22 protein-coding genes are annotated in these 22450 nt (G+C 72.1%); 7 read left to right on the forward strand and 15 right to left on the reverse strand.

The window, feature by feature from the left end; translation table 11 throughout:
- Positions 1–253: 253 nt before the first annotated feature.
- From B4E97_RS16580 to B4E97_RS16615, 9 genes are all read right to left on the reverse strand, one after another.
- Complete coding sequence (locus B4E97_RS16580; protein ID WP_029212877.1) at positions 254–1387, reverse strand: ROK family transcriptional regulator; 1134 nt, start codon at positions 1385–1387, stop codon at positions 254–256.
- 84 nt (positions 1388–1471) lie between these two features.
- On the reverse strand, positions 1472–1690 hold the full coding sequence (locus B4E97_RS19195; protein ID WP_414632803.1) for a pentapeptide repeat-containing protein: 219 nt from the start codon (positions 1688–1690) through the stop codon (positions 1472–1474).
- Positions 1665–2468 carry an ABC transporter ATP-binding protein gene (locus B4E97_RS16585; RefSeq protein ID WP_286960830.1) on the reverse strand — a complete coding sequence of 268 codons (804 nt, stop codon included), beginning with the start codon at positions 2466–2468 and terminating at the stop codon, positions 1665–1667. The genes B4E97_RS19195 and B4E97_RS16585 overlap by 26 nt, the downstream gene beginning before the upstream one ends.
- Complete coding sequence (locus tag B4E97_RS16590; protein WP_286960832.1) at positions 2465–3541, reverse strand: iron chelate uptake ABC transporter family permease subunit; 1077 nt, start codon at positions 3539–3541, stop codon at positions 2465–2467. The genes B4E97_RS16585 and B4E97_RS16590 overlap by 4 nt, the downstream gene beginning before the upstream one ends.
- Positions 3531–4541: an ABC transporter permease gene (locus B4E97_RS16595; protein WP_239262602.1), complete on the reverse strand. Its 1011-nt coding sequence runs from the start codon at positions 4539–4541 to the stop codon at positions 3531–3533. Before B4E97_RS16595 ends, B4E97_RS16590 begins: the two co-directional genes overlap by 11 nt.
- Positions 4538–5509 (reverse strand): siderophore ABC transporter substrate-binding protein, encoded by a 972-nt coding sequence (locus B4E97_RS16600; protein WP_286960834.1) that lies wholly within the window; start codon positions 5507–5509, stop codon positions 4538–4540. The genes B4E97_RS16595 and B4E97_RS16600 overlap by 4 nt, the downstream gene beginning before the upstream one ends.
- 174 nt (positions 5510–5683) lie before the next feature.
- Complete coding sequence (locus B4E97_RS16605; protein WP_286960835.1) at positions 5684–7222, reverse strand: PTS transporter subunit EIIC; 1539 nt, start codon at positions 7220–7222, stop codon at positions 5684–5686.
- Complete coding sequence (gene murQ, locus B4E97_RS16610; protein WP_286960836.1) at positions 7222–8151, reverse strand: N-acetylmuramic acid 6-phosphate etherase; 930 nt, start codon at positions 8149–8151, stop codon at positions 7222–7224. Before murQ ends, B4E97_RS16605 begins: the two co-directional genes overlap by 1 nt.
- Positions 8152–8153: 2 nt before the next feature.
- Complete coding sequence (locus B4E97_RS16615; protein WP_286960837.1) at positions 8154–9131, reverse strand: MurR/RpiR family transcriptional regulator; 978 nt, start codon at positions 9129–9131, stop codon at positions 8154–8156.
- 144 nt (positions 9132–9275) lie between these two features.
- Between B4E97_RS16615 and B4E97_RS16620 the strand changes: the two genes are divergently transcribed.
- Both B4E97_RS16620 and B4E97_RS16625 read left to right on the forward strand, forming a co-directional pair.
- Positions 9276–10559, forward strand: a complete 1284-nt coding sequence (locus tag B4E97_RS16620) for a cytochrome P450 (RefSeq protein ID WP_239262591.1) — start codon at positions 9276–9278, stop codon at positions 10557–10559.
- A 4-nt stretch (positions 10560–10563) separates the two neighbouring features.
- Positions 10564–11043, forward strand: coding sequence for a hypothetical protein (locus B4E97_RS16625; protein WP_239262588.1), 480 nt, complete (start codon positions 10564–10566; stop codon positions 11041–11043).
- Positions 11044–11081: 38 nt separating this feature from the next.
- On the opposite strand, the gene B4E97_RS16630 is transcribed toward B4E97_RS16625, so the two are convergent.
- The 3 genes from B4E97_RS16630 to B4E97_RS16640 all read right to left on the reverse strand — a co-directional run bounded on the left by B4E97_RS16630 (position 11082) and on the right by B4E97_RS16640 (position 13953).
- Positions 11082–11429 (reverse strand): hypothetical protein, encoded by a 348-nt coding sequence (locus B4E97_RS16630; protein ID WP_019287113.1) that lies wholly within the window; start codon positions 11427–11429, stop codon positions 11082–11084.
- Between the two features lie 104 nt (positions 11430–11533).
- Positions 11534–12610, reverse strand: coding sequence for a CobW family GTP-binding protein (locus B4E97_RS16635; RefSeq protein WP_286960840.1), 1077 nt, complete (start codon positions 12608–12610; stop codon positions 11534–11536).
- Positions 12607–13953 (reverse strand): carboxylesterase family protein, encoded by a 1347-nt coding sequence (locus tag B4E97_RS16640; RefSeq protein WP_286960841.1) that lies wholly within the window; start codon positions 13951–13953, stop codon positions 12607–12609. Before B4E97_RS16640 ends, B4E97_RS16635 begins: the two co-directional genes overlap by 4 nt.
- Before the next feature lie 121 nt (positions 13954–14074).
- Between B4E97_RS16640 and B4E97_RS16645 the strand changes: the two genes are divergently transcribed.
- On the forward strand, positions 14075–14410 hold the full coding sequence (locus B4E97_RS16645) for a hypothetical protein (protein WP_019287110.1): 336 nt from the start codon (positions 14075–14077) through the stop codon (positions 14408–14410).
- A gap of 4 nt (positions 14411–14414) precedes the next feature.
- Here the strand turns inward: B4E97_RS16645 and B4E97_RS16650 are convergent, their stop codons facing one another.
- Together B4E97_RS16650 and B4E97_RS16655 are read right to left on the reverse strand one after the other, a co-directional pair.
- The gene (locus tag B4E97_RS16650) at positions 14415–16079 is read right to left on the reverse strand and encodes a nuclease-related domain-containing DEAD/DEAH box helicase (RefSeq protein WP_019287109.1); all 1665 of its coding nucleotides are present in this window, start codon (positions 16077–16079) and stop codon (positions 14415–14417) included.
- A gap of 72 nt (positions 16080–16151) precedes the next feature.
- On the reverse strand, positions 16152–17615 hold the full coding sequence (locus tag B4E97_RS16655) for a hypothetical protein (RefSeq protein ID WP_286960844.1): 1464 nt from the start codon (positions 17613–17615) through the stop codon (positions 16152–16154).
- Between the two features lie 117 nt (positions 17616–17732).
- Between B4E97_RS16655 and B4E97_RS16660 the strand changes: the two genes are divergently transcribed.
- Positions 17733–19553, forward strand: coding sequence for a hypothetical protein (locus B4E97_RS16660; protein ID WP_286960845.1), 1821 nt, complete (start codon positions 17733–17735; stop codon positions 19551–19553).
- Between the two features lie 45 nt (positions 19554–19598).
- Here the strand turns inward: B4E97_RS16660 and B4E97_RS16665 are convergent, their stop codons facing one another.
- Positions 19599–19820 (reverse strand): hypothetical protein, encoded by a 222-nt coding sequence (locus tag B4E97_RS16665; RefSeq protein ID WP_286960846.1) that lies wholly within the window; start codon positions 19818–19820, stop codon positions 19599–19601.
- A gap of 59 nt (positions 19821–19879) precedes the next feature.
- On the opposite strand from B4E97_RS16665, the gene B4E97_RS16670 reads away from it, so the two are divergent.
- From B4E97_RS16670 to B4E97_RS19045, 3 genes are all read left to right on the forward strand, one after another.
- A complete protein-coding gene (locus B4E97_RS16670; protein WP_286960847.1) occupies positions 19880–20503 on the forward strand; it encodes a hypothetical protein in 624 nt (207 codons plus the stop codon).
- 637 nt (positions 20504–21140) lie between these two features.
- Positions 21141–21980 (forward strand): hypothetical protein, encoded by an 840-nt coding sequence (locus B4E97_RS16675; protein ID WP_286960849.1) that lies wholly within the window; start codon positions 21141–21143, stop codon positions 21978–21980.
- A gap of 187 nt (positions 21981–22167) precedes the next feature.
- Positions 22168–22404, forward strand: a complete 237-nt coding sequence (locus B4E97_RS19045) for a PIN domain-containing protein (protein WP_349681195.1) — start codon at positions 22168–22170, stop codon at positions 22402–22404.
- Positions 22405–22450: the final 46 nt, after the last annotated feature.

A 22450-nucleotide genomic window follows, 5' to 3' on the forward strand; every position in this document is an offset into this window, starting at 1 on the left:
ACAGTCACATTCACGCCACGCCGTCTCGCGCTGCCGAACCCGTCTCGCGTCGCCGCACCCGTCTCGCGTCGCCGCACCCGTCTCACCCTGCAGCACGAGACACCCTCGCCAGCCCGAGCACACCCCAACCACCCACCCGCCACGCCTCACGTCACCACACCCGTCTCACCCTGCAGCACGAGACACCCACGGCACCCTGAGCGCAGCCGCACGCCGGGGCCGCACCCGCCGCGAGCGCGAACGGCGGGGTGAATCAGGACGAGACGAGGCGAGAGACACGACCCGGCTCGAAGTACGCGTCCGCCGCCAGCCGCACGGCGCCGGCCAGGCCGGACCGCCCGCCGAGAAGCGTCGTCCGCAGGCTGAGGGTCTGCAGGGCATACTCCCCCGCCCCCTCGTCGAGCGCCCGGCGCAGCGGTGCCATCAGGACGCCCCCCGCCCCGGAGAGTGCGCCACCCACGACGACGGTCGTCGGGTTGAGCAGCCGCACGACCTCGGCGAGGGAGCGCCCGAGCGCCTCGCCCACCTCGCCGACCAGCTGGCAGGCCAGCGGGTGACCGTCCTCGACGAGCGACACGAGGTCGAAGCTCGTCCTGGCCTCAACCCCGTGCGATGCCAGCCGGTCTCGCACGACATACCCGCTGGCGACGTCCTCGAGGCGACGCAGGCGACCGTCCGGCCCGGGCAGCGTCAGCACGCCCACTCCGCCACGCTCGCCGCGATAGACCCGCCCGTCGAGGACGAACGCGCAGCTGATGCCCATGCCGACCCGCAGGACCACGGTGTGGTCGCCGGCCCCGAGCGCGGCGTGCTCGGCGACCGCCATGGTGTTGACGTCCCGGTCGACGACCTGGACGTCGCCGCGGATCGTCAGCAGGTCCGTGAACCTGACTCCCTCCCAGGCGCTCTCGCGCAGCGGCGCCCCGATGAGGCCGGTTCGCACGTCGACCGGCCCGGGCACGCCGACCCCCACCGCCCGCACGTCCGCGGGCGAGCGGCCGATGCCTGCCAGGAGGGAGGCGATCCGACCGTCGGCCCACGCCGCCACCCCCGCGGGGCCGGTGGGCAGCCCGATGTCGGCGCCGTCCTCGGCGAGGAAGCGACCAGCCATGTCGGTGATCCCGACGCGGGTATAGGCACCACCGACGTCGAGGCCCACGACCAGCCCGAGGTCGTCGTCGACCGCGAAGGTCTCGGCGGGCCGACCACCCTCGCTGGCCCCGAGCCCTCGGCTCACGACGAACCCCGCGGCGAGCAGCTCGTCGAGCCGCTTGCCGACCGTCATGCGCGCCCAGCCGAGTCCGTCGACGAGCCCACGCCGCGTCGCCGGGCCGTGCTCGCGCAGGTGCGCGAGCACCTCGCCGGCACCGGTCTCGGTCGCAGCCATCTGCGCACCTCCTCGCCCGCGGTCCGCCGGGATGCTTCGATGCGCCAGGCGTCGACGCGGCACCAGCGCATGGACTCGATCGCGTCAGACCAAGTCGGCCGGACCTTTTGAGCATAGCTGCACCAAAGCCCCCGGCGCCGGAGGTCGGTGCCGCAGGTCAGCGGCGGCGAGGTCAGCGGCGGCGAGGTCAGCGGCGGCGAGGTCAGCGGCGGCGAGGTCAGCGGCGGCGAGGTCAGCGGCGGCGAGGTCAGCGCCGGCGAGGTCAGCGGCGGCGAGGTCAGCGGCGGAGGTAGTGACCGACAGGCCGGCCGTGCACGCGGTCGACCGTGATCGGCACGGCGAAGATCTCCTCCAGCAGGCCCTCGCGCATCACCTCGTCCGGGCTGCCCGCGGCGACGACCCGGCCGTCGCGCATGGCGACGATCCGGTCGGCGAAGGCGGCGGCGGCGTTGAGGTCGTGCACGACCACCACGACGGTCTTGCCCAGCTCGTCCACGGCGCGCCGCAGCAGCCGCAGGATCCCCAGGGCGTGCCGCATGTCGAGGTTGTTGAGCGGCTCGTCGAGCAGGACGTAGTCGGTGTCCTGGGCGATGACCATGGCGATGAGCACCCGCTGCCGCTGGCCGCCGGACAGCTCGTCGACGAACCGGTCGGCGAGGTCCTCCAGGTCCAGGTAGTGCAGCGCCCGGTCCACGTGCTCCACGTCGATCGGCCGCAGCCGCCCGCCGCAGTGCGGGAACCGCCCGAAGCCCACCAGGTCCCGCACCCGCAGGCGCACCGCGAGGTGATGCTCCTGACGCAGGATCGCGAGTCTCCTTGCCAGCACCGAGGACTCGCAGCGGGCGACGTCGAGGTCGTCGACGCGCACCTCGCCCCCGTCGGCAGGCAGCAGGCGGGCGACGATCGAGAGCAGGGTCGACTTCCCTGCGCCGTTGGGCCCGACCAGGCAGGTCAGTCCGCCGGTGGGCAGGTCGAGGGTGACCCGGTCGACGACGGTGGTGCCGTCATACGACTTGAACACCTCCCGTATGGCGATGCCCGAGGTGGTCGCGGTGTCCTGGTGGACGGCGGTGGAGGTCATGCGCGGGCCCTTCGCAGGAGGAGGACGAGGAAGGTGACGCCGCCGAGGAGCTCGACGACGAGGGAGAGGGAGCCTTCGAGGCCGAGGGCCTTCTCCAGGACGAGCTGGCCGCCGACGAGGGTGACGACGGCAGCACCGCAGGCGGCGGGGACGACGTGGGCGTGCCGATGGGTCCCCACCGTCTGGTAGGCGAGGTGGGCGACCAGCAGGCCGAAGAAGCTGGTGGGTCCGACGAGCGCGGTCGCCGCGGCCACGAGGAGCGCCACCAGGGCGAGGACCGCGAGCTGGCCGCGCCGGTGGTCGAGGCCGAGGGACACGGCGATGTCGCGGCCGAGCGCGAGGACGTCGAGGCGTCCCGCGCGCCAGATCGTCCAGGCCGCCGCGAGCGCGACGATCACCGCGGTGACGCCCACGAGCCGCAGGTCGGCGCCGTGGAAGTCGGCGAAGAAGCGGTCCTGCAGCACGATGAACTCGGTCGGGTCCATCGCGCGTTGCATCAACGTGGACAGCGCTCGGAAGAAGCCGCCGATCACCACGCCGACCAGGACGACCATGTGCAGGCTGCGCCCGAGGCCGACGAGCAGCCACCGGTAGAGCGCGACGGCGAGCAGGGTCATGGCGGTCGCCTGCCAGGCGAAGCTCGAGACCGGGTCGAGGGTCAGGCTGCCGGTGACGCCGAGCAGCACCACCGTGCCGGTCTGGACGAGCAGGTAGAGCGCGTCGAAGCCCATGATCGACGGCGTCAGGATCCGGTTGGCGGTGACCGTGTGGAACAGCACGGTGGCCAGGGCGACGCCGACACCGACGACGGTCATGGTCGCGAGCGTGGTCAGGCGTCGCGGGAGGATGAATTCCAGGGTGGTCTGGTCGATCGCCCTCAGGTCCAGGCCCCAGAGCACGTATGCCGTCGCGGCTGCCGCCGCGAGGGCCCACCACCCGGCGACGCGCAGGCCGGGCGCCCGGCGCCACCCCCCGCAGCTGCGACGCGTGGCCGCCGCCTCGACCTGCCGCCTCCAAGGCTCGACGGGCTCGACGGGCGCGATGGGCTTGTCCGTGAGGGGTTCAGCGGACACCGCGGACCCCCTTGAGGAGCATGGCGAGGAAGGCCCCGGCGCCGACGACCCCGAGGATCGTGCCGATGGGGAGCTCGTGCGGGGCGACGAGCGTCCGGGCGAGCAGGTCGCAGAGCAGCACCAGGGTGGCGCCGCCGATGGCGACCCAGGGGACGCTGCGGCGGGCGTTGCCGCCCATCGCGAGCACGACGATGTTGGGGACGACCAGGCCGATGAAGCCGAGCATGCCGACGGTGACCACGACCGCGGCCGTGGTGACGGCGACGATGCTCATCCCGATCGCCATGGTGCGGCGGTAGTCGAGGCCAAGGTTGGTGGCCACGTCCTCCCCGAGGCCGGCGACCGTGAACCGGTCGGCGACCACGACCGCGAGCGCCGTGAGCACGCCCGCCAGCCAGAGCAGCTCGTAGCGGCCCTGGATCGTGGCGGAGAAGTCTCCGGTCATCCAGGCGGAGAGGCTCTGGATCAGGTCGTAGCGGTAGGCGACGAACGTGGCGACAGCACCGACGATCCCGGACAGCACGAGCCCGATGAGCGGCACCACGAGCACGTCGCGGATGGTCACGGCGCTCACGAGTCGCAGGAACACGGCCGTGCCGGCGAGGGCGGCCACGGCGGCGACCGCCATACGGGCCAGAACCGGGGCATCGGGCCAGGTGAGGGCCATGACGAGCAGCCCGAGGCTGGCGAACTCCATGGTCCCCGTCGTCGACGGCTCGACGAAGGGGTTGCGGGTGAGCAGCTGCATGATCAGGCCGCACACCGCGAGCCCGGCACCCGCCAGGACCAGGGCGATCGTGCGCGGGAAGCGACTGATCGCGAGCAGGTCCAGCGCCTCCCCGCGACGCGCGGGGTCGAGCAGCGCCCCCGGTGACACGTCGGCGACGCCGACGAAGAGCGAGCAGGCCGCGAGGATCCCCACGGCGACCACCCCGCCGAGAAGCAGAGCTGCCTGGCGGGGTCGCTGCCTCGTCGGTGCGGGCGGGGCGAGCGTCGTCACAGCCCTGCCGCGACCTCGTCGACCATGGCCGACAGGTTGTCCAGCCCGGTGCCGGTGACGTACCAGCGCTGGCCGTCCAGGTAGGTGATCTTGTTTCCGGCACCCGCCGGGGTGGCCTTGACCAGCGCGTTGTCGAGGACCTCCTTGGCGGCCTTGCCGCTCTCGCCGATCGCGGCGTCGCGGTCGACGACGAAGAGGTGGCCGGGGTTGGCGGCCTTGATGTACTCGAAGCTCGCCGCCATGCCGTGGCGGTCCTCGGTCATCTTGGCCGCGGTGGGCTTGACGCCGAGGGCGGTGTGGATGAGGCCGAACCGGGACTGCGGGCCGAACGCGCTGACCTTGCCACCGCTGGTCATGAGGATCAGGCCGGTGCCGGCGCCGGCCGCCTTGGCCTTGGTCGCGGCGACCTTGGTGTCGACAGCGGCCAGCTTGGCCTTGACCTCGGCCTCCTTGCCGAACACCTGGCCGAGGGAGGTGTTCACCTTCTTGACGCCCTCGAAGAAGTCGCCCTTGGACGACACGGTGGTGTCGATGGTCGGCGCGATCTTGGCGAGGTCCTTGTACTTCGCCGCAGAGCGGCCGCCCACGACGATGAGGTCCGGCTTGTCGGTCGCGAGCTTCTCCAGGTCCGGCTCGAACATCGTGCCCAGGTTGGCGTACTTCTCGGCCTTGTACTGCTGCAGGAAGGCGGGGAGGCCCTGCTTCGCGAGGCTCTTGACGGAGTCGCCCGCGCCCATGGACGTGATGCTGTCGAGGGCGCCCATGTCGAGCACGGCGACCTTCTTCGGCTGCACGGGGACCTGGGTGGTGCCCTGGGCGTGGGTGATGCTCACGGTCCTGGCGCTGTCGGACGCGGCTGCCGACCCCGACGAGCCGGAGCCCGCGGTGGCCGAGCCGCACGCGGCCGTCGACAGGGCGACCGTGGCGAGGATCGCGGTGCGGGCGGGGGTGAGCAGGCGGGACGACATGGTGCTCCGATCGACAGAACCGATGAGAAGGATAGGGAAACCTTAGTAAGGTCAGCCTTTCCTATCAACCTGCCCCCGCCATCGCGCCACGAGACCTCCCTCACACCCGCCCCCGGTGAAGGCATCGACCGGCCTTCGTTCCCCAGGTCGATGCCTTTACCCCCGGCGGGTCCGTCAGCGAGCGGCGTTCTCGACCCCGGCCCGGCGCCCTGGCTCGGCCGATGCCTCCTCGGACATGCCCGGCTCGCCCACGACGGTCGTGTCGTCAGCAGCGTTGAGGCGCTCGAGCTCGGCCTTGCTCAGGCCGAAGAAGTAGGTCGCCAGGAAGCCCGCGACGTACCCGACGACCAGGCCCCCGGCATACACGGCGATCGCCGCACCGATCCCCCGGCTGCCGTTGGTCAGCGGGAACAGCGCCCACCCGCTCGGGCCGATCGCCGTCGAGCCGACCGTGGTGCCGAGCTGGTTGAGCAGCCCGACGAACATCCCGCCGAAGGCACCGCCGACGCACGCGGTGATGAACGGCCGCCCCAGCGGCAGGGTCACGCCGTAGATCAGCGGCTCCCCGACGCCCAGGAACCCGGCCGGCAGCGCCGACCTGATGGTCGATCGGATGCCGGCGTTGCGCTTGAGCCGCACGTAGAGCGCGATCGCGGCACCCACCTGTCCGGCGCCGGCCATGGCCAGGATCGGCAGCAGCACCGTGTAGCCCGCCTGCTCGATCAGGGTGGTGTGGATCGGGATGAGGGCCTGGTGCAGGCCGAGCATCACCAGCGGCAGGAACAGCCCGGCCAGGACGAGCCCGGCCAGCGCCCCACCGTGCTGCAGCAGGCCGTTGGCGAGGTCGCCGATGCCCTGCGCGAGCCACCCGGACAGCGTCATGAGCGGGAAGATCGTGAGCACGCCGGCCACCAGCACGACGAAGGTCGGCACCACGAGCATGCTCAGCGAGCGAGGGGCCCAGCGCCGCGCCCACCGCTCGAGGTAGGCCGCCAGGATCGCGGCCAGGAGCGCGCCGATCACGCCACCCTGCCCGGGCGCCAGCTTCTCGCCCGCGATGGTGACCTTGGCGACGCCGGCGAACGGGATGATCGCCGCGACCGCCCCGCCGAGGATCGGTGTGCCCCCGAACTCCTTGGCGGCGTTCATGCCGACGAAGACAGCGATCAGCGTCATGAAACCGCTGGCCACCGCCGCGAGCACCGGCGTGACCGGAGCCGCCCAGGGCGCCCACCCGCGCGTCACGAAGTTCGTCAGCACGCCGTTGAGCCCCGCGATGATGCCGCACGCGATCAGCGCCGGGATCAGCGGGAGGAAGATGTTGGCGATCCGCCGCAGGAAGGCCTTGACCGGTGTCTGGTTGCGCCGCTTGCGGTCGCCCCGGATCTGCTCGCCCCGCTCGTGCAGCCCGGCTGCGTCGGTGCGTTCGGGAGATCCAGGCCGTATGCCGTCCGCCCCCGCCTCCGCCTCCGCCTCCTCGGCCATGGCGTCGGCCACCTCGTTGACCAGGCCCGGCCCGAGGACGATCTGCACGGTGTCGTCCATGACCACGCCGAGGACCCCGTCGATGGCGCGCGGCCCCGACTCGTCGACCCGGTCCAGGCTGCGGACCGTGACACGGAGGCGGGTGATGCAGTTCTCGACGTCCGTGATGTTGGCGCGGCCGCCGAGCGCGTCGACCGCCTGCCTCGCGATGGTGCGTGGGTCGGCCATCATGACTCCTTCGTCAGTGCGGTGAGGGTGGCCCGCAGGTCCCCGTGGTGCTGGGTGAGGGCGGCGTCGACCTGGGCCGGCGCGAGCCCGGTGAGCAGCGCGAGGGCGGCCGGCTTGGCCCGCCCGCCGTGCTCGTCGAGGGCGCGCTCGACGTCCCGCGGGGGCGCGCCGGTGATGGTGGTGACGATGCGGTGGGCGCGGGCACGCAGCTTGTCGTTGGTGGCGCGCACGTCGACCATGAGGTTGCCGTAGGTCTTGCCCAGCCGGACCATCACCATCGTCGAGATCATGTTGAGCACGAGCTTCTGCGCCGTCCCGGACTTGAGCCTCGTCGAGCCGGCGACCAGCTCGGGGCCGACGACGACCTCGATGGCCAGGTCTCCCGCGGCGGCCAGGGGCGAGCCCTGGTTGCAGGCGAACCCGACGGCCAGCGCTCCCCGGCGGCGCGCCTCGGCCACGGCCTCGACCGTGTATGGCGTCCGCCCCGACGCCGACAGGCCGACCAGCGTGTCCGCGTCGGTCAGCCCGATGCGGTCCAGGTCCCGGATCGCGAGCTCGCGGTCGTCCTCGGCGCCCTCGACCGCGGTGGTCAGCGCCACCTCGCCGCCCGCGATGAGGCCGACCACCAGCGACGGGTCGGTGTCGAACGTGGGCGGGCACTCCGAGGCGTCCAGCACGCCGAGACGCCCGGCGGTCCCGGCCCCGGCATACACGAGTCGTCCTCCCCGCCGCAGTCGCTCGGTGACCCCCTCGACCACGGCCACGATGGCGTCGAGCTGGGCCTCGACGGCGTCCGTCACGGCGGCGTCGGCGGCGTTCATCGCCACCGCCAGCTCACGCGTGGACAGGGTGTCCAGGTCGGCGTGGCGGTCGTCGATGCTCTCGGTGGTGAGCGCCGACAGGTCGGGGCCGTGGGGCTCGTCGGGCATCGTCATGACTCCTGCAGGTGGGGCTGGCTCTGATCAGCCGGAATCGTGCGGGTGGCGGTGGTGCTCCGGGCGGCGGATTCCGCTGGCGCACTAGGCGGTTCGCCGTGGCGGTGCCGCAGGGCGTGGTACGAGTCGGCGATGGCCTCGCTCGCCCGGTCGAAGCAGCGTTGGGCGACGAGGGTGAAGAGGACGTCGACGACGAACAGCTGGCCGGTGCGCGAGCTCATCGCGGCCGGGCGCACGGGGTGCTCCCGGCCGGGGGCGCTCATGAGGACGTGGTCGGCGACGGCGACGGCGCTGCGCGGGTGGCAGGTGAGGGCGACGGTGCGGGCGCCTCGCTCCTGGGCGATCCGCAACGGCTCGAGCACGTCGACCGTGGACCCCGAGGCGGACACGACGACGAGCACGTCGCCGGGGCGGAGCAGCACGGACGCGGTGACGGCCTGATGCACCTCCGTCAGCCCGCGGGAGTGCAGGCCGATCCGCTCGAGCTTGGCCGACAGGTCGAGCGCGACGAGCCCGGAGGCCCCGATGCCCACGACGACCACGCGACCTGCGGCGACAACAGCGTCAGCCACCGCAGCCAGGACCGCCGGGTCGAGGCAGGCGGCGGTGTCGGTGATGACGGACCGCTCCTCCTCCGCGAGCGCGGCCAGGACGTCCGCGGGCGAGTCGTCGCGGGTGATGTCGGCGGTGAGCCGCCCGTCGCGGCCGGCTGAGGACATGGATCCCACCGCCTCGGCGAGACCCAGGCGCAGGTCGCGGTAGCCCCCGACCCCGGCCGCCTGGGCCAGGCGCAGGACGGTGGCGTCGCTCGTGCCGGTCGTCGTGGCCAGCTCGCGCAGCGTCATCCGCGAGACGCCGGCGGGGTCGTCGAGGATTGCGCGCCCGACGCGGGCGGGGCCGGCGGGCAACGACGGGATGACTCCACGGACCCGCGCGAGCAGGCCGGAGGCGCCGTTGGAGTTTTCCTCCGTCATTTGAGTCATATCCCGGAGCATTGCACCGACCCATCGGAGGGTCAAGGCCACGGTTCGCCGCCCACCCCGTGGGTATGCGCGCCCGTAGCCCTGACGGACCACCCCGCGTGAAGGCGCCGCGCGACCCGACCTGAGGAGACCACGATGGCCAGCCGCACCGACACCACCCGCACCGACCGCACCCTCGACTTCCTCCGTCGCGGATATGCCTTCTCGGACGCCTGGCGGCGCGAGCTGAGCGCCGTCGACCCGCGGTCCGTCGCGCGGATCCCGTTGCGCCTCCTGGGCGGTCGGGCCCTGCTCGTCCGCGGGGACGAGGGCGTGCGCCTGTTCTACGACACCTCCCGCGTCAAGCGGCACGGCGCCATGCCGCTGCCGGTGCGTGGGCCGTTGTTCGGCGCGGGCGCCGTGCACGGGCTGGACGACGACGAGCACCGGCACCGCAAGGCGATGTTCGTCTCCCTGGCCTATGACGACGCCCAGGTCGCCCGGCTCCTCCCCCTGGTCGAGGAGCAGTGGCGCCGGGCCGTCGACCGCTGGCAGCGCGAGGGCTCCGGCGACGTCTACGAGACGGCGGTCCTGGCCTACGGACGCGCCGTCATGACCTGGGCGGGGATCGAGGTCCCCGAGGTCGAGCAGGACGTGTGGGCGCGGCGGCTCGCCCAGATCGTCGACGGTTTCGGCGCGCTCGGCCCCCAGCACCTGTTGGCGTGGGTCAACCGGGCCCGTTGCGACCGCTGGGCCGCGTCCCTGGTCCGGCGCACCCGCGCCGGCGAGCTGCAGCCGCCCGAGGGGACGGCGTTGCGGGTCGTCAGCGAGCACCGCGACCTGCAGGGCCGGCTGCTCGACGAGCACACCGCCGGCGTGGAGCTGCAGAACGTCGTCCGCCCCACCATCGCCGTGTCGCGGTTCGCGGCCTTCGCTGCGCTGGCGCTGCGCGAGAACGCCTGGTGGGCACCCCGGCTCGCCGCCGAGGCCGACGAGCGCGGCACCCTCGCCGGGGGTCGTGAGGCGACCGCCTTCGCCGAGGAGGTGCGCCGCGTCTACCCCTTCGTGCCGATGCTGCCGTCGATCGCCCGCGAGGACTTCACCTGGCAGGACCAGCAGATCAAGGCCGGCGACCGCATCCTCATCGACGTCGTGGGCACCAATCTCGACGAACGCCACTGGGACTCGCCGCGCACCTTCGACCCGCGCCGCTTCCTCGACGTCGACCGCGAGTCGGTCGAGCACTTCATCCCGCAGGGCGGGGGCGACGTCCGCACGGGACACCGCTGCCCCGGCGAGAAGATCGCGGTCGGCGTCCTCGCCATCACCGTCGCCGCGCTGAGTCGCCCTGGCCTGCAGGTGGATCCGCGCAACCTGTCCTTCGACGTCACGCGGCTTCCCACCAAGCCGCACCGTGCCCGCGTGCTGGCCGGGCACTGACGTCATGGCCGAGCTCGCGATCACGCTGCGCCTGCCCCTCCCGAGAGAGGTCGTATGGCGCCGTCTGTGGTCGGCCTCTCGGCATACCGCCTCGATCCCGCTCACCGTGGTCACGTCGTCCGCCCCCGAGGGCCGGCTGGACGTCGACGGCGCGCTCGTCCGCGCCCGGACCACGGTGGGGCCGTGGGGCTTCGACGACGACATGGAGACCGTCGCGGTGGCCACCCCCGAGGGCGACGGGCCGTGGCAGTGCCGGATCGTCAAGCGGGGCAAAGTGGTTCATGGCGCGATCGACGCGGTGGCCCGCACCGTGGAGCTGCCCGGCGGCCGGTCGGGGACCGAGCTGCGATGGCGGCAGCGCATCACGGTGACCGGGATGCCGCGGGTCGCGGATCCGCTGACCGCGGCCGTGGCGTGGGTGGCCTATCGGACCGCGATCAGTCGGATCGTCAGCGGGGAGCCGGACGCCCGGCACCGACGCTGACGCTGCCGCCCGCCGCTGACGTCACGAGGCGAGACCGCTCACGCGGTCCGGGGGCGGCGCAGGTAACGCCAGAGCAGGAGGGCGAACGCCGGCAGACCGCCGAGGAGCATCAGGATCGGACCGCCCCAGGCCATCCACTCCTGGTGCTCGGGCATCGGCAGCTGCTCGGACTCGAGCTCGTGCCGGAGCCAGAACGCGTAGACCCAGATCACCAGGCCGAGCAGCGCGAGCGCGATGAAGGCCCAGGGCAGCAGCCGGCCGACCAGGCTCGGGCCGCGGGGGGTCTGGTCGTCCGGCACGCCGTCGTCGACCAGGTCGTGCTCCCGCTCGGGACCGTCGACCGTCTCGACGCGGTCCGGCTCGGCGCTGGCTGCGGTGCTCGGCATGGGTCCTCCTGGACGGTCACGGCGATCTCTGACAGTAGTGAACCACCAGCCCCGTCGGTGCGCGCAGGCACCCCTCCGGTTTTCTCCTTCTTTCTGCGGGTGGCTCAGCGGACGACATAGCGCAGCAGCGGCGTCACCCGCTCGGGGTCCAGGACTCCCTCGTCCGACAGGCAGGCTCGTATGTCGGCCGCGACCGCCGCCTCGTCCACCCCCGCGCCGATCGCGACGAGCTGCGTGCGCCGCTCCGCACCCGACGGCCACGGCCCCCGCTCGAAGGCCACCCAGCCACCGACGGCCTGCACGACCCACCGCTGGCGGTGCCCGGGTGCGTCCACCCACACCACCCCCTTGACCCGATAGAGCCCGGCCGGGCGGCTCTCGAGCAGGTCCAGCAGACGACGCGGGTCGACGGGCGACGGGGAGTCCACGCTCACGGACTGCCAGTGGTGGTGGGCATGCTCGTGCCCGTGTGCCTTCCCGTGGTCGTGCTCGTGCCCGTGGTGGAGGTGCCCGTGCTCCTGCTGCTCCTCGCGCAGCAGGTCCACGAGGCTGAGCTGTCCGGTGGGCTCGGGGCGTTCGATGGAGTCGTAGAGCAGGTCCGGGTCGACCTGGCCGAAGCGCGCAGGAACCATGGGCTTCTCACCAACGAGCTCACGGATCACGTTCTCCAGCAGCGAGACTCGATCGGGAGCCACCCGGTCCACCTTGTTGAGCACCAGGAGCGACGCCACCTTGAGGTGGTCGGTCGCGACGGGGGGCTCGTCATACGAGCCGATCTCGTCCCACGCCGCGACGTCGACGATCTCGACGAGACCACCGAAGCGGACCCGTCTCACCTCGCTGCCGACGATCAGCCGCGCGAGCTCGCGCGGCTCGGCCAGTCCGCTCGCCTCGACGACGATGGCGTCCAGGTCGAGCTCGGGTCGCGCCAGCGACTCCAGCGCGCGGTCCAGCTCGGTGGGGTCGGACAGGCAGCACAGGCAGCCGCCGCTGATCGACATGGCCGCGTCGACGTGCCCCGATACGAGGAAGGCGTCGACGTTGATGTCGCCGAAGTCGTTGATCACCACGCCGATCCGCCCTGTGCCGGTCCGCAGGAGGTGGTTGAGCAGGGTCGTCTTGCCGCTGCCCAGCGAGCCCGACAGCGCGATCACGGGGATGCGCGCCTGGCGGGCACTCACGAGCCGCTCCGTCGAAACCGCCGCGGCGCAAGGGGTCTCGGAGCCGCATGGGTGAGCACGCCTGGCTCCTGGGGCAGCTCGTCGAAGGGCCGGCCCCAGGCGATCGCCGCCCACAGCGCCCGCAGCCGGCGCCCGGCGGCGTCGACGTCGCTCCAGCGGGCTCCGCGCAGGACGGCGGCGTGGCGCCAGACCCGCTCGTCGCCGAAGAGCAGGGGGAGCTCGATGGCGTGACAGGCGCCATAGGCGTTGCCGGGGACCGACCACGAGAGCCGATAGCTGCGGCAGGTGCCGCCGGCCTGCACCCAGCGGCGCGCGAGGGCGTCGATGCCGCGGCCGTAGACGACGTGCGTCGCCACCTCGTCCAGCGCCCGCCGCGCCCGCCCGCCGACCACCGGCAGGCTCGTCAGCTTGGCGACGGGCTCGAGGCGTGGGAGAAAGAGCAGCGCCTCCTCGGTCGTGCGCCCGATGAACAGGTCGACGTCGGGGGCGACGGCGTCCCAGGCGGCCTCCATGTCCTCCTCGGCGGGCAGGGGCGGATGGGAGTACTGCACCGAGAACGGCATGGCCGAGGGCAGCCGGAACGCCCGCGCCACGCGCTCGGCGTCCGCCTGGGCGGCGAGCACCTCCTCCAGCGAGCTGTCCCGGCTCACGTGGGCGGTCGCCTCGGCCATGGCCTGCGCCATGGCCGCTCGAGCCGTGCGTATGCCGAGCGGCGGGCTCTGCACGATCGCGCGGCCGAAGAGCCCCTCCCCCGCACCCGCGACGGCGAGGTGCAGCACCGCGTCCGCGCCCGCGGACTGCCCCACGGCGGTCACCCGCCCGGGATCTCCGCCGAACGCCGCGATGTTGCGCCGCACCCACCGCAGCGCGAGCAGCTGGTCCATCAGCCCGAGGTTCGCGGCGCGCTCCCCGCCGTCCCCGAGATAGCCGAGCAGCCCGAGGCGATAGGTGACGGACACGACCACGAGGTCGCCCTCGGTGACCAGGGAGGTCGGCTCGTAGCCGGGCCCGTCACCGGTCCCGCTCGTGTAGGACCCGCCGTGGATCCACACCAGGACCGGCAGCGGACCCTCGGCGCGCGGGACCGCCGGCGCCGTCACGGCGACGCGCAGGCAGTCCTCGTCCTGGCGCAGGCCGTGCGTCGCCGGACCGAAGGCCTCGTCGAGGAAGGGCACCGGCAGCTGCGGGGCGGACGGCCCGGGTTCGCGGCAGTCGACCGGCTCTGTCGCGTCGGGCTCAGGCACCGGCGACGCGAAGCGCTCGGCCCTGCCGTAGCGAATCCCCCTAAACTGCACGGCTTCTCCGGCGCGGCGGCCGATGAGGGTCCCGCAGGGTGCGGTCACGACGACGTCCTGGGTGGCGTGCTCCAACAGGTGCTCCCGTTCCTGGGTGGATGACGGTCTCGCTCGGCCCGCCCCACTGGGCTCACCGACCGCACGACCGTATCCCGCCGAGCGTCACGCCGTGCCCGGCTCCCGGTCGGCCTCCTCGACCTGCATCGTGCGGGCCATCGTCAAGAGCAGCGCCAGGCCGCTCGTCGGCCTGGTGCGTCGTGTCGCCCTGCCGATCTCCGCCGGTCTGCTCGCGTCCGGACCGAGGTATGTCGAAGCCCTGACCGCCTATCGCGACGGCGACCCGGACCCGATCCTGCAGGTGTTCGCCGACTCCGCGGTCCGCTCCGCCGCAGAGGGGCGCAGGCTCGGTCACGAGGTGCACGGCATCCACGCGGGATGGTCCGAGATCCTCGCTGCCCTCGACGAGTTCGCGGCGCGCGCGGGCCGACGGGTGCCCCTGCGGTGATGGTTCAGAGCGATCCGAGGCGGTCGATCACCGCATCGCCGGCCGTCCGCCGGATGACCTCCGGGTCGCCGACCACCACCAGCTCGTCGGTCGCCCGGGACAACCCGACGTAGAGCTTCTCCTTGGCGCGGTCGCGCGGCTCGTGCTCGTTGACGCACAGGACCACGACGCGGCGCTCGAGGCCCTTGCACCCGAGGACGTGCCCGTAGAACACGTCGTCGTCCTCCCAGAACGATCGCCAGTAGGCCTGGGGGTCGTGCTCGTCGAAGCGCTCGACCTGCACCGGGTGCCGCGCGCCGGTGGTGATGAGGGCGACGTCCCGCTGGCGCCAGCCCCGGTCGAGCAGCTCCTCCACCACGTCGTCGGCGCGTTCGACGGCCTCGTCGGCGGCGCAGGCCACGAGGCGAACGGCAGGCCCCTCTCCACCCATGGGCCGCATCCGCATCGGCGTGAGCGGGGCGAACACGTCGGCGATCTGTCGGGTGTTGCGCAGGTTGTGGTCGAGGACGAGAGGGACGAGGGGCACGGGTGGGCGGCCGAACCGGGCGAACACGCGCTGGTTCTCGTCGGTGTAGACGTACAGACCGCCCGTCTCCTCGTCGCGCAGCGCGTTCATCAGCGGCCGCCACCACCCGTCCGCGAAGTCCTGCGCCTCGTCCACGATGACGGCGTCGAACCTCTCCCCGTCGGGCAGTGCGGCGGCCAGGTCCGCCATACGGTCGGGCAGGCGACGCTCCCAGAAGTCGCCGTCCTGCCGGGTGCCGCCCTCGGCACCCCAGGACCGCCCCAGCTCCTCGAAGGTGCCGACGAACGCCGGAGTCCGCTTGCGGCTCAAGCCTTTCAGCTCGCGACGGAAGTACTCCGCCAGGCCGATCGAGTAGCACAGCAGAGCCACCCGCTGAGGCGCCCGGTCGTCGCGGCCGCGCGTCAGGTCCTTGGCCTGGGCGAGCGCCAGGACGGTCTTGCCGCTGCCCGCTCCCCCGCGCACCTCGACCCGGTTGAGCAGCCGCGTCACCCCCAACAACGTGGCCTGCTCGACCGTGAGCCGGTCTGCGCGAGAGGCACGTTCGTCGGCCTCGGCCGTCACGTCCTCCACGGGGAGCCTTCTGCCGCGCAGGATCTCGACGATCAGTCTCACGTCGTCGTCCGTGGGCGCTCGCTTGTCAGAGGCGCGGGCGGGTATGGCGCGCAACCGATCTGCCAGGTCGCCCTGGTCGCCCCGGCCCTGGATCATCCACCGCGGGCAGTCCGGGGTGTCGAAGTCGTCGTCGATCGCTGTGTAGGGCATGACCACGGCGTGGCTCCACCGGATCCGGGTGCGCGACGAGTCGCGCCACCGTGGGTCGCGCTCGACGTAGTCCCTGATGGCATAACGGGTCTGGCGGGCCTGGCGGACGGGGTCGATGCGTCGCCGGCCGTGGCCCGAGGTCGTCCACCATTGCCCCTGTGCGTCGCGCGAGCAGCCGCCTCCCTTGACCTCGACCACCACGATCCCCTCGCCCGGCAGCAGCAGGACGAGGTCAGCCTCGTGGTCCTTGGTCTCGTCGGTGAGTCGGAGCCCGGACAGCACCACGGCGTCGTCAGGCAGGGCAGCGACCAGCCGCTCCCACACCCCCCGCTCACTGTTGGTGTCGTGCTGCGGATCCTGCGGTATCGCCCGAGCCGTCATCGCTGCCCCCTCGCAACCTCGTTGCGTGCAGGCTAGGCAGGAGTCGTGGCGCGCCGTGGGCAAACGGCAGGATCAGCCGACCTCGCCAGCCCGACGTAGGGCGATCGAGGCCCACAGGCCGAGGGCGTAGACACCCCGCGGGTTCCCCGTCCACCCCGTGCCGGCGCGGTCGACCAGCCCGAGGTACTCGGCCATCGCGACGGCTCGGTCGACGACCCGCGCCCGTCCTGCACTCCCTGGTTCTCCGGCCCGCCAGAGCCCCGACCAGCCCCCGAGGAAGTCGGTCAGCTCCTCACGGGTCACGGGCCGCTGCAGCGCCCAGGCCACCTGGCAGGCATAGATCCACACCGCCTCCTGAGCGCCGATCAGGTCCACGTCGCGGTGGGCGGCGATGGTCTCGACGGTCGCGATGAGAGCCGAGGCACCGGGGTTCGCGTCGCCCCTGGGACCAGCGCCTGGCAGGAGCCGGCGTTCTTGCAGCGCGACGAGGTCCATCACGACCGCCGTCGCAAACAGGCGCTCCAGAGCAGCACAGTCCGCTGCGCTGCGCCAGGCATAGGTGCCGTCGGCGCTCTCACCTCCAGGTCGCGCGTCCAGCCCCAGCGCCTCCCACAGGTGGGCGGCGTCGGCACGCTTCAGATTTCCCGTCGCGGTGAGCTGCACCTCGCCCGCCTCCCGGACCCAGGCGACGAAGCGCGCGAGGTCCTGCAGGAAGGGGATCGTGTCCCAGGCGTCGTCGAACACGTCGGGGGTGACGTCGGGGGCGTCGGCGTCGATCTGCGCGTGCACCGCGACCATGCCCAGCAGGGCCAACGCGTCGCCGGCGGCGTGGTCCAGGTAGTCCGCCAGCGGTCGCGAGTCCGGGCCGACCACGGCCGGCACCTCCCCGGGGCGGACGATCTCGTGGGCGATGTCGGCGACCAGCTCCTCGAGACCGTCGTCCTCCGGGCCGAGGCCGTCACCCCCACCGACGGTGCCGAGATCGGGGATCGTCGGGAGCGACATACCTCCCCCTGGCAGCGGCATCAGGGCCCGCCGCTCGTCGTCCGGGAGGGCGTTCCACTGCTCCATGATCTCGGACAGACGCGTCTGGACCTCGTCCAGGTCAGCCGCCCCCAGCAGCGAGATGCCCCGGCTCTCACCGAAGTCCATCAAGACCTTGTTCTGGCCCCAGGTGGTCCGGTCGCCGCCGTGCTCCTGGACGTAGGACGCCCCCTGGCGCGCCTCCTTGGCCAGCAGCTTGGCCTCCCCCGAGCCGTGCGACAGCCGACCGGTGCTCCGCAAGAACCGCACGAAGGTCTCCACGGTCTGCGCGGCGGTCTCGACGTCCGGCGCGGCCACCGGCCCGTGCGACAACCATGCCTGCTCGTAGGTCTCTCTCACGGACCCGCCCGGCCACTGCGTCGCCGCCAGGTCCTGCCTCATCTGGCGCAGCCCGAGCAGGGTCTCGAGGTGGTTCTCGTCGTAGGCACGCTTCTGCTTGCCGGCCCACGTCCGCAGGGCTGCCATCAGGTCGTCGAGATCGGTCGGCTCCATGGACAAGACCCTAGAACAGGCCACCTTGTCCACAGGCTGTCGCGTTCCGGACGGCCGGCGTGCCCCACCTGTGGATGACGGGCCGGCCCGGGGATGGACGGGCGGCAGGCTGGCCGTATGCCGACCTCAACTCACCCCTACGTGCGATGGCTCGCGGACAAGACGACCGACGAGCTCAAGGACCTCATGACCGTGCGCCTGACGTCGTTGCGCCGCAACGGCTACGGACCGATCAGCCCGCGTGACCTCACCCAGCTCGCGACCATGCTGGGCGACCCGGACAACGTGCTCCCGGACGTTCGGCGCATGGCCACTCCCTATCTCCACCTCCTGCGGGTGATGGCCGACCGCGGGGGGTCGATCCCCGAGGCCGACGCGGTGGACGTCCTTCGGGGCGCCCCCGAGGACGTGGCGACGATGGTGGGCGCCGCGGTCGCGTGCGGCTACGTGGGCCGTGCCGATGGCTGGCTGCACCTGTGCCCGGGCCTGGACGAGAGCATCCGTCGGACTACGTCCGCGCCTCCGCCAGACGGCGTCTCGTTCGAGGGGCCGACGCCGCCGCTGTGGCCCGTCGATCAGGGAGCCATCGATGATGCGGCCGCCACGGCCTTGCGTCGGTTCGTCATACGACTGCTGGCTGTCTGGGAGCTCATCGCGCGCGAACCGGTGCCCACGACCACCTGGAGCGAGGTGGGCCGCAGGCAGATCAGCCGCCTCGCCCGCGTCACGGGCTCCACGACCGACGAGGTTCGTATGGCGTTGCGCGCCGGCCTCACGCTGGGCGTGATCACGTCCGACCCCCAGGGAGTGGCCCCCGGGCCGCGGTGGGACGCCACGCTGCTGATCGACCCCTCCGAGATCGTCCTGGACGTCATCTGCTCATGGGGTCTGTCGGGCGCGCACTGGACCCAGGAGCGCAGCCGCCGCTGGGAGCTCCTGCCATCCCTGACGAGCACCCTCCACGACTGCGGGCTCTGCTGCCAGGCCCGCGCCGAGCTGCTGTCCCTCCTGGCAGACATGCCCGAGGGGTACGCCACCTCACCGGTCTTCGCCCAGGCGTGCGCGCACTGGCGGTCGCCGTTGGCGCATCACTGGCACGGGGACGACGAGGTCGTCTGCGATCTCGCGGTCACCAGCACGGTGGACCCTGACGCGCGGCTGGAGCCCGCCTGGCAGGAGTCGCAGCTGCTCGGGCTGCACGCCCTCGGCGGCACGTCGAGCCTCGGCCGCGCCTACCTCGGCGAGCAGGCCGGCGAGGAAGCCATGGTGGCGGTGCTGGAGGACTGGCTGCACGGCCAGAGCTGGGGCCATCGGTGGCACGCCGACCCGGTGATGGCGGACCCGGACCGGTGTCCCCCTGTGCTGGCGCGGATCTTCGGCACCGAGACGCTGGACACCCTGCAGGGGCCAGGACAGGACTCCGAGCTGGACACGGCGGACGACGCGGTCGAGGCCGGGTGGGGAGACTGGGAGCGCCGGGAGCACGAGGCCGCGCTCGAGATGGGCGAGTTCCACCTCCATGCCGCCGCCGAGAAGATCACTGGTCGCGTGGTCGCTGACGACCTGGGCGCGTGGGGCGACACCCCCGACGTCGTGCGACGGGTCAACACCCGTCTCAGCGACGAGGAGGTGCAGCTGCTGTGCACGGCCCTGCGCGGTCCGGAGCGCCTCTACCACCTCGACATCCGCTACCGCACGGACCAGGACGGGATCACCGACCGTCGCGTCAGCTTCTGCATCGGCGGCTACTGCGACGGCCGGATGAAGGCCTACGACCACACCCGTGACATGGCCATGTACTACTTCTTCTCCCAGATCCATGCCGTCGCCCGGGTCCCGGCCGACGAGTACGCCGCGCTCGACGAGCGGTTCGACGTCGACCGGATGGACGTCAGCGACGACGATCCTGCCGAGGAGATCCATCTCGCGAGCAGCTGACCGGGGCGCAGGGCACCCCGGCCAGCTGTGGTCCGCCCGCGTCGATCAGGACTCGATGCGCTCCACCGTGCCGACGTGCAGCAGGTAGGACAGGGCTCCGAGGGCCGACAGCACCGCGACGTAGACGAGAGCGGGCGTGACGTCGGTCTCGGTGACCAGCGCCCCGATAATCAGCGGCGTCGCGATCGACTGGGCACGCCGCCTCCCGCACGCTCGGACATCCGGCGAACGGCTGAGGCGACTTTGGCGGATCCCCCCACCGCCCACCCGTCGACCGGGCAGAGTGATCCGTGACGGCCAGGGGGCCGTCCATCAGGGGGAAGCACATGCACCGCATCACCATCGTCGGGATCGCCGCGCTCGCGGTCGCCGGCTGCAGCTCGACGCCGACGCCCGCCGCGCAGGCACCAATGCCGGTCAAGACCGTGACGGTGACGGCCAGCCCCGTCAACTCCACAGGCCCAGCCAGTGCGGTTGTGCCGTCGCCCGCCGGCAACGCGGGATCCGCCACCCCAAAGGCCACGAAGGCTCTGGACCCGAGGACCGTCGTCAAGACGAAGCGCCCGACGGTCCAGGTGGTCTGCGGTCCCGAGAACGACCAGATCAGGACGCCGGAGGTTCGCGGGATCACCTACGACCAGCAGATGGAGTGGTCCGGATCCGAGGCCATGGTCACCGCACGCGCGAAGTCCGGGTACCGCATCGCCGACGGCTACAAGACCCGGTGGACATTCACCGACAAGGCCACCCGATGCGGGACGCCGACACCGACCAAGCCGACGCAGGAGTGCCGTGTCTACGACTCCACCGGTGTATGCCGCACCCCGGAGGAGCAGGCCGAGCACGAGGCCTGGATCAACGACCAGGTCGAGGAGGCCGATCGCATCGCCAAGGAGCACGCATGCCCAGACGGGCTCTACTGGTACGAGGACGACCAGGCATGTCGATGAGATCCCGACGCTGGGCGACTTGCGCCGCGGCGGTGGCGTTCACGATGTCCGCGTGCAGCGCCGTGACGAACACGCCGTCGCCAGCCGCTCCGACCCCCTCAACCGTCACCGTGACCGTCACTCCCAGCATCACCGCCTCGGCAACGGCAATGCCTTCCGCAACCTCCCCCTTGGCGACACCGACCCCAGCCAGCCGGGTGATCACCCGTGTGGCTCCCACGCCGACGCGGGCGCCGAAGGCCCGACCCCAGTCGAGGCGATCGAGGTCGCAATGCCCCGCCACGTGGCCGGGCGAGGTTTGCCGCCAGTGGGCACTGGGCAACCTTTCCCGCGCCAGGGCCGAGTCGAAGGCCAAGGCCAACCTTGAGAAGCTCAAGTCTGAGGGCGTCAGTCCGGGCTTCCTCGACGCCTACGAGAACGGCGAGAACTTCGTCACCTGCCCTGATGGTACGCAGACCCAGGACGAGTGCCCTTGACCAGTGACCACCGCGAGCTTCCCCTCGGGCGATGGCCGCGCCGGTTCCGTGAATCCGTAGCTCGGTGCGCGGCGTGTTGCTGACTCGGGCTCGCTAGGCGAGCGGTGTCCGACGTGGCCTTTATGGTGGAGTGACCAGCGACCAGGAAGGCTGTGGTCCCGATGACGCGCGAGTTCGACATCCGGCTTGTCGGTCATGACGCCGCCGACGGCACCCTGCTCGCAGGCGACGCCGTGGCGATCATCGACGCCTTCAAAGACGTCACGTACCGGCTGACCCGGGCCGTCGCCGAGCGACCTGGTCTGGGCAGGGCAGCGGCCGAGCTGGAGAGGCTGGCTTCGGTGCGGGTGGCCTTGCGCCCAGGGAGCACACGGGTCGTGTTCACCGTGGGCGACGACGCTGCGCTCGACATCGACCCCTTGGCCGCCAAGGTCGACGAGACCTTCTGGGACATCGTCGACGGCATGGCGCACGATCGTCGTCCGCCGGCGATCTCGGACTCGGTGGCGGCGGCGGTGGACGATCTGATCGTCGCGCTCGGCAAGGCTGCTCGCACGGTGGAGGTGTCCGTGCCCGGAGTCGGCTCCCAGACGCTCGAAGCGGGTGCTGTCAGCCGGGTGCCCTGGCAGCGCCGGACGTCGTTGCCGGGTGAGGCCACCATGCACGGGGTGCTGGAGATGGTGGATGCTCGCACCGGTCACTTCCGGGTCCGTGATGACGCTCACAACGCCATCGAGCTCCTTGACGTGCCGGAGCCGGAGGCTGCCGCCACCCTGGTGACCCAGAGGGTCACCGTCGTGGGTCCGTTCATCGGGGGCGAGGGGACTCGCCGACCCCGCATGGAAGGCCCCCGCGTCAGCAGGGCTCGCGACATCGGCGAGCTCCTGGGGATGACGGCTCCACCCGTCTCCCTGCGTGTCGCCATCGCCGCTAGCGAGGCGGTGCCGTTGGACCTGACCGACGACGAGCTGGATGACTTCTTGGCGGCGATACGTGCTTGAGGGAGTCGTGCTCCTTGACACCGATGCGTTCAGCAAGGTGGTGATGACGGCGCGCGACCGCGAACCGCAGGTCGCAGACTGGCGGCGTCGTCTCACCGGGCGCACGATCGTGATAGCAGCCCAGACCGAGGGTGAGCTGCGGTTCGGTGCAGTGTCCGCCAGGTAGGGACCGGCCCGCCTCGCCGGGCTGGAGGCTCCGCTCGCCCGTCATGCGACGGCACCGGTCACGACCGAGGTCGTCAAGGCGTTCGCCGAGGTTCGGGCCGCCTGCCGGGCTGCCGGTCACCCCCTCGCAGACAAGCTGCACATGGGCGATGCCTGGGTCGCGGCCACCGCCATCGCGCACGACCTCCCGCTGCTCGCGGGGGATCGCATCTATCGCGACGTGCCCGGTCTGCGACTGCTTGAGGTCACCAGTCGCTGACACCCCGGCCTCGTCGACCATGAAGTCACAGACCCCAACGACGCAG

The sequence above is a fragment of the Arsenicicoccus sp. UBA7492 genome (assembly GCF_002479615.1).
GTDB classification, from domain to species: Bacteria; Actinomycetota; Actinomycetes; order Actinomycetales; family Dermatophilaceae; genus Arsenicicoccus; species Arsenicicoccus bolidensis.